At 69.0% G+C, this 6,511-nt stretch carries 4 protein-coding genes and 1 pseudogene; all 5 read left to right on the forward strand.

Annotated features, from left to right (window positions below):
* Positions 1–205 precede the first annotated feature (205 nt).
* Positions 206–1,189, forward strand: a complete 984-nt coding sequence (locus ACI3KY_RS19830) for an aldo/keto reductase (protein ID WP_404931847.1) — start codon at positions 206–208, stop codon at positions 1,187–1,189.
* A 139-nt stretch (positions 1,190–1,328) separates the two neighbouring features.
* The gene (locus ACI3KY_RS19835) at positions 1,329–3,062 is read left to right on the forward strand and encodes an ABC transporter ATP-binding protein (RefSeq protein ID WP_404931848.1); all 1,734 of its coding nucleotides are present in this window, start codon (positions 1,329–1,331) and stop codon (positions 3,060–3,062) included.
* Positions 3,059–5,110, forward strand: coding sequence for an ABC transporter ATP-binding protein (locus tag ACI3KY_RS19840; RefSeq protein WP_404931849.1), 2,052 nt, complete (start codon positions 3,059–3,061; stop codon positions 5,108–5,110). Before ACI3KY_RS19835 ends, ACI3KY_RS19840 begins: the two co-directional genes overlap by 4 nt.
* A gap of 63 nt (positions 5,111–5,173) precedes the next feature.
* Positions 5,174–6,016: a PP2C family protein-serine/threonine phosphatase gene (locus tag ACI3KY_RS19845; protein ID WP_404931850.1), complete on the forward strand. Its 843-nt coding sequence runs from the start codon at positions 5,174–5,176 to the stop codon at positions 6,014–6,016.
* 66 nt (positions 6,017–6,082) lie between these two features.
* A pseudogene (locus ACI3KY_RS19850) lies at positions 6,083–6,511 on the forward strand (cell division protein FtsK); the annotation flags it as partial.

A 6,511-nucleotide genomic window follows, 5' to 3' on the forward strand; every position in this document is an offset into this window, starting at 1 on the left:
CGCTAGGGCTTCGGAGCCTCCCGCGCCGGAGGCTCCGAAGCCGTAGCGTTCCACGACAGCCCCTCGCCGCCCGGCGAGGGGCTGTCGCGTTGAGCGGGCCGGGCCGTCGGCTCTCGCGCCCCGCCCGGCCAGGGCCCCGGCGGCAGAGGCCTCGGCGCGCAGCGGCCGTCGCGGGTCGCGTCGTGAGCGGGGTTAGCGTAGAGGCATGACCTCGACTGTTCCCCTGCGCCGCGTGGGCGCCTCCGGTCTCCTCGTCTCCGCCGTCGGACTCGGCTGCAACAACTTCGGTCGTGAGGGCACGCGCACCGAGACGCTGGAGGGCACCCGTGCGGTGCTGGATGCGGCCATCGATGCCGGCGTGACGTTCCTCGACACCGCCGACATGTACGGCGGCGAGCCCGGCCAGTCCGAGACACTCATGGGGGAAGCCCTGCGCGGTCGCCGCGATCAGGTGACGCTCGCCACGAAGTTCGGTCACCCCGGCCGGGACATGGGCTACCCGCCGTCGGGTGCGAAGGGCTCGCGATCCTACGTGCGGCGTGCGGTCGAGGCATCCCTCACACGTCTGCAGACCGACTGGATCGACCTCTACCAGCTGCACGTGCCCGACAGCGACACCCCGCTCGAAGAGACCCTCGACGCGCTGGGCGACCTCGTTCGCGAGGGGAAGGTGCGCTACATCGGCCACTCGAACTTCTCGGGATGGCAGATCGCCGAGGCGCACTTCACCGCGCTCATGCGCCACGGGGTGCCGTTCGTCTCGTCGCAGAACCAGTACAGCCTCCTCTCCCGCGACGCCGAGCGGAACGTGCTGCGGGCGGTCGAGCGCTACCGTCTCGGCTTCTTCCCGTACTTCCCGCTGCACAACGGACTGCTGACCGGCAAGTTCACACGGGATGCCGCACCCGCCGATACGCGCATCATCCGGCAGCGCCGTCACCTCTACGACGACGCGCCGTGGGACGCGCTGGAGGCCTTCCAGGCATTCTGCGACGACCGGGACATCACGATGCTCGAGGCCACCTTCGGATGGCTGCTGTCGCACCGCGCGATCTCGAGCGTCATCGCCGGTGCGACGACGCCCGAGCAGGTCCTGGCCAATGCGGCGGCGGCGTCGGCGTGGACCCCCTCGGAGGACGATCTCGCCACCATCGACGGCCTCTTCCCGCCGCCCGAAGCTGCGGCCTGACAGCACCCGCGCCGGCGTCCGGAGCGAGTTCGCCCACGGCGTACGCCACGGCTTGTCGCCGCAGCGGACGCAGGCGTAGCGTCACTTCTCGTGCGCGGTCCGCGGGAGCGGACGTGTTCCGCGCGCCGAAAGGACCGTCGTGCTCGGAAAGCTCCTGGTGCGCTACCTCAAGCCGGCGTGGCCCCTCATCGTGGCAGTCGTCGTCTTCCAGCTGGCGCAGTCGATCGCATCGCTGTGGCTGCCGACGCTCAACGCCGACATCATCGACAACGGCGTCGTGACCGGCGACATCCCGTACATCTGGTCGACCGGCGGGTTCATGCTGATCGTCAGCCTGGTGCAGGTGGTGTGCGCGATCATCGCGGTGTATTTCGGCTCGCGGCTGGCCATGGGAATGGGGCGTGATCTGCGCGGCGACCTCTTCCACCGCGTGGTCGCGTTCTCGCAGCGCGAGGTGGGACAGTTCGGGGCGCCGTCGCTGATCACGCGCAACACCAATGACGTGCAGCAGGTGCAGATGCTGGTGCAGGTGTCGGCGACGCTGATGATCTCGGCCCCGATGCTGGCGATCGGCGGCGTGATCCTGGCCATCAGCCAGGACGTCGGCCTGTCGTGGCTGATGGCGGTCGCGATCCCGGTGCTGCTCATCATCGTGGGTCTCATCGTGTGGCGGATGGTCCCGGCGTTCACGCAGATGCAGAAGCGCATCGACCGCGTCAACCAGATCATGCGCGAGCAGCTCACCGGGATTCGCGTGGTGCGCGCGTTCGTGCGCGAGCGGGAGGAGCGTGCGCGCTTCGAACGCGCCAGCGATGACGTGAAGGACACGGCGCTGCGTGCCGGCAACCTCATGGCGCTGATGTTCCCAGCCGTGATGCTCGTCATGAACCTGTCGAGCGTCGCGGTCATCTGGTTCGGTGCCTTCCAGGTGCAGAACAACGGCGTGCAGATCGGCACGCTGTTCGCCTTCCTCACCTACCTGATGCAGATCCTCATGGGCGTCATGATGGCCACGTTCATGTTCGTCATGATCCCGCGCGCCGCGGTCTGCGCGAACCGGATCGGAGAGGTGCTCGAGACCGACGCCTCGGTGGCGGCGCCCGCGGTCGCGGCATCCGCTCCCGCTCCCGAAGGACGGATCGAGTTCGACCACGTCGACTTCGCGTACCCCGGGGCCGAGGACGCGGTGCTGCACGACCTCACCTTCACGATCGAGCCGGGAACGACGACCGCTGTCATCGGGTCCACGGGCTCCGGCAAGACGACCCTCATCAGCCTCGTGCCGCGCCTGTTCGACGTGACGGCCGGGAGCGTCCGCGTCGACGGCGTCGACGTGCGCGACTACGATCCCGACGAGCTGTGGACGCGCGTCGGGCTGGTCCCGCAGCGCGCGTTCCTGTTCTCGGGCACGATCGCGTCCAACCTGCGCTACGGCGATCACGACGCCACCGACGAACAGCTGTGGGAGGCGCTCGAGCTGGCGCAGGCCGCCGGCTTCGTCCGCGCGATGCCCGACGGACTCGAGGCGCAGATCGCCCAGGGCGGCACGAACGTCTCGGGCGGCCAGCGGCAGCGGCTCGCGATCGCGCGGGCTCTCGTGAAACGGCCGGAGGCGTACATCTTCGACGACTCGTTCTCGGCACTGGACCTGCGGACGGATGCCGAGCTCCGGCGCGCGCTCGACACCCATCTGCCGGATGCGACGAGACTCGTCGTCGCGCAGCGCGTGTCGACGATCCAGCACGCCGACCAGATCGTCGTGCTCGATCACGGACGCGTCGTGGGCATCGGCGTGCACGACGACCTCGTGGAGACATGCCAGACGTACCGGGAGATCGTCGAATCCCAGCTCGCAGCGGAGGCGGCGGCATGAGCGGCACCCAGAACTCGCGTCCGGCCCCCGCCGGCCCCCGCGGCGGCCCCTTCGGCGGTGCCGGCGCGCCGGCGGCGAAGGCGAACAACTTCGGCCCCAGCGCGAGGCGTCTGCTCGGCACCCTGCGCTCCGAGATGCCGCAGCTCATCGTCGTGCTCGTTTTCAGCATCCTCTCGGTGACGCTCTCGGTGATCGGCCCGAAGCTGCTCGGCGAAGGCACGAACGTGGTGTTCGCCGGCTTCATCTCGCTGCAGGTCCCCGAAGGGATGACCCAGCAGCAGGTCGTCGATCAGCTCGCCGCCTCGGGCAACCAGGATCAGGCGAACATGATCGCCGCGATGGACTTCGTCCCCGGAGCCGGCGTCGACTTCGAGCAGCTGGCGCGCATCCTGGCACTCGTGCTGGCCGTCTACGTGTTCTCGAGCATTTTCGGATGGCTGCAGGCCCGGATCCTCAACGGCGTGGTGCAGCGGTCGATGCATCGCCTGCGCCTGCAGGTCGAGGACAAGGTGCAGCGGCTCCCGCTGTCGTACTTCGACCGCGTGCAGCGCGGCGACCTGCTGAGCCGCGTCACGAACGACGTCGACAACATCGGTCAGACGATGCAGCAGACCCTGTCGCAGGTGGTCATCTCGCTGCTCACGGTGATCGGCGTACTGACGATGATGTTCATCATCTCGCCCCTGCTCGCGGTGATCGCCCTCGTCACGATCCCGCTCACGATCCTCATCACGGTGCTCGTCGCGCGTCGCTCGCAGAAGCTCTTCGTCCAGCAGTGGAAGACGACCGGCGTGCTCAACGCCCGTGTCGAGGAGACCTTCTCCGGCCACTCGATCGTGAAGGTCTTCGGCCACCAGAAGGAGGTCGAGGCGGACTTCCGCACCGAGAACGACGAGCTGTATCGCACCAGCTTCGGCGCGCAGTTCCTTTCGGGCGTGATCATGCCCGCGATGATGTTCGTCGGCAACCTGGTGTACGTGGCCATCGCCGTCGTGGGCGGACTGCAGGTCGCAGCGGGTCTGATGTCCATCGGCGACGTCCAGGCGTTCATCCAGTACTCGCGCCAGTTCACCCAGCCGCTGAGCCAGCTCGGCTCGATGGCCAACCTGCTGCAGTCCGGCGTGGCGAGCGCCGAGCGGGTGTTCGAGCTGCTCGACGAGGACGAGCAGACGCCCGATGACGACCCCGCCGAGACCGCGCCGGACTCGGCCAGCCACCTGGAGTTCAGGGACGTCTCGTTCCGCTACGTCGCCGACAAGCCGCTCATCGACGGCCTGACGCTCGCCGCACGGCCCGGAAGCACCGTCGCGATCGTCGGCCCGACCGGTGCGGGCAAGACGACCCTCGTGAACCTCATCATGCGGTTCTACGACGTCGATTCCGGAACCATCACGCTGGACGGCGTCGACACCCGGCACATGACGCGCGACGACCTGCGTGCACGCACCGGCATGGTGCTGCAGGACACGTGGCTCTTCTCGGGCTCCATCCGCGAGAACATCGCCTACGGACGACCGGACGCCTCGGAGGAGGAGATCGTCGCCGCGGCGACGGCCGCCTACGTCGACCGCTTCGTGCACGCGCTTCCCGAAGGCTACGACACGATGCTCGACGACGAGGCGACGAACCTCAGCGTCGGAGAGCGACAGCTCATCACCATCGCGCGCGCATTCCTGGCCGACCCGCGCATCCTCATCCTCGACGAGGCGACCTCCTCGGTCGACACCCGCACCGAGCTGCTGATCCAGCGGGCCATGTCGCGGCTGCGCGAGGACCGGACGGCATTCGTGATCGCTCACCGGCTGTCGACGATCCGGGATGCCGACCTCATCCTGGTGATGGAGAACGGCGCCATCGTCGAACAGGGCTCCCACGACGAGCTCCTGAAGGTCAACGGCGCGTACTCGCGGCTCTACAACGCCCAGTTCGAGGGAGCTGCTGAGGACGAGGACCTGGTGTCGGTGGCCACCGTGCCGCTCGCCCCACCTCCGACGACGGCGCAGATCGTCGTGGAGACGCTCGCCGAGTCCGAGGACGCCGTGGAGTAACCCACTAGTATGTGAGGACGCAGGGGCGTAGGGCCCGTGTGCATCGGACGGGGAGGACACGGCGTGCCCGAGGTTTCCACCGAGTCTCTCGCCGTCCCCGTGCCCGGTGGCGTCCTGGAGCTCTCGTGGGCCGCACTGACCGACACCGGTCGGCGGCGTGAGGTCAACCAGGACGCGATGTTCGCCTCGTACCCGCTCTTCGTGGTGGCGGACGGCATGGGCGGCCACGTCGGCGGCGAGATCGCCAGTGCCAGCACCATCGAGCGTCTCCGCGCGGTCGCCGACAGCGGCCACGTGTCGACGAAGACGATCGAGAAGGCGCTGGCGCGGGCCGTGAAGGACATCGCGTCGCACCCCGAGGCCACCGATGACGGCACCGGCACCACGGTGACCGGCGTCTTCCTCGACACCACGGGGGATGCCCCGCACTGGGTCACGCTGAACATCGGCGACTCCCGCGTCTATCTGGTGCGCGACGGCGCGATCGTGCAGATCACGACCGACCACTCGGTGGTGCAGGAACTTGTCGCCGCCGGCCGTCTCAGCCCCGAAGAGGCCGAGAACCACCCCTACGGCAACGTCATCACGCGGGCTGTGGGACCCAGCGAGGGCGTCACGCCCGACTACGTCCGGCTCGACGTGATCGAGGGGGACAGGTTCGTCATCTGCTCGGACGGGCTGACGAAGGAGCTCACGGATTACGGCATCCGTCACTTCCTCGACGAGAACTCCGACCCCGCCGACGCGGCGGCCGCGATGCTCGAGGCGGCGCTCGAGAACGGCGGGCGCGACAACATCACGGTCATCGTGCTGGACGTCGGCCGGCCGGCGACAGACGCTGAGGACGGTTCGGCCGCAGACGACGATTCGACGGTCGATGGCGGTTCCTCCCCAGCCGGGGACTGAGCCGAGGGATCCACAGATCCTTCATCCGGCCGTCCTGTAGGACGTCGAGGGCGGTGGACTGGGCGCATGCGCTCGACCGCTTCCCCGATCGTCGACACCCTCGCCTCCGACGACGAGCCCCTGACGCTTCCCGCCGCATGGCGTCCGCCGGCGCGTCCACCGCTGCCCCTCGTCGCCGCGATCGTCCCCGTCGTCGGCGCCGTGGCCCTCTGGCTCGTCACCGGTTCGGTGTTCTCGTTGTGGTTCGCACTCCTGGGTCCGGTGATCGCCGCGGCGACGGTGCTGGATGCGCGCCGAGCGGCGAGGAAGGACGGCAGACGGGCGGCGGCCGATGCCGCGCGGGCCCGCGATGACGTCGCATCGGCCGTCGCCGTGCGTCACACGGGCGAGCGCGCACAGCTCTGGGCGCGGCATCCCGACGTCGCCCGCCTCGTCGCGCGCGACGGCGACATCTGGCGCGGCCGGGTCGCGTCGATCGTGGTCGGCGAAGGGGAG

This window comes from Microbacterium sp. ZW T2_14, assembly GCF_044987405.1.
In the GTDB taxonomy this organism is placed as follows: Bacteria; Actinomycetota; Actinomycetes; order Actinomycetales; family Microbacteriaceae; genus Microbacterium.

Excerpts from the sequence above, each read along its gene's own strand:
- ACI3KY_RS19830 (WP_404931847.1), top strand. The coding sequence starts at position 206 with ATGACCTCGACTGTTCCCCTGCGCCGCGTGGGCGCCTCCGGTCTCCTC.
- ACI3KY_RS19840 (WP_404931849.1), top strand. The coding sequence starts at position 3,059 with ATGAGCGGCACCCAGAACTCGCGTCCGGCCCCCGCCGGCCCCCGCGGC.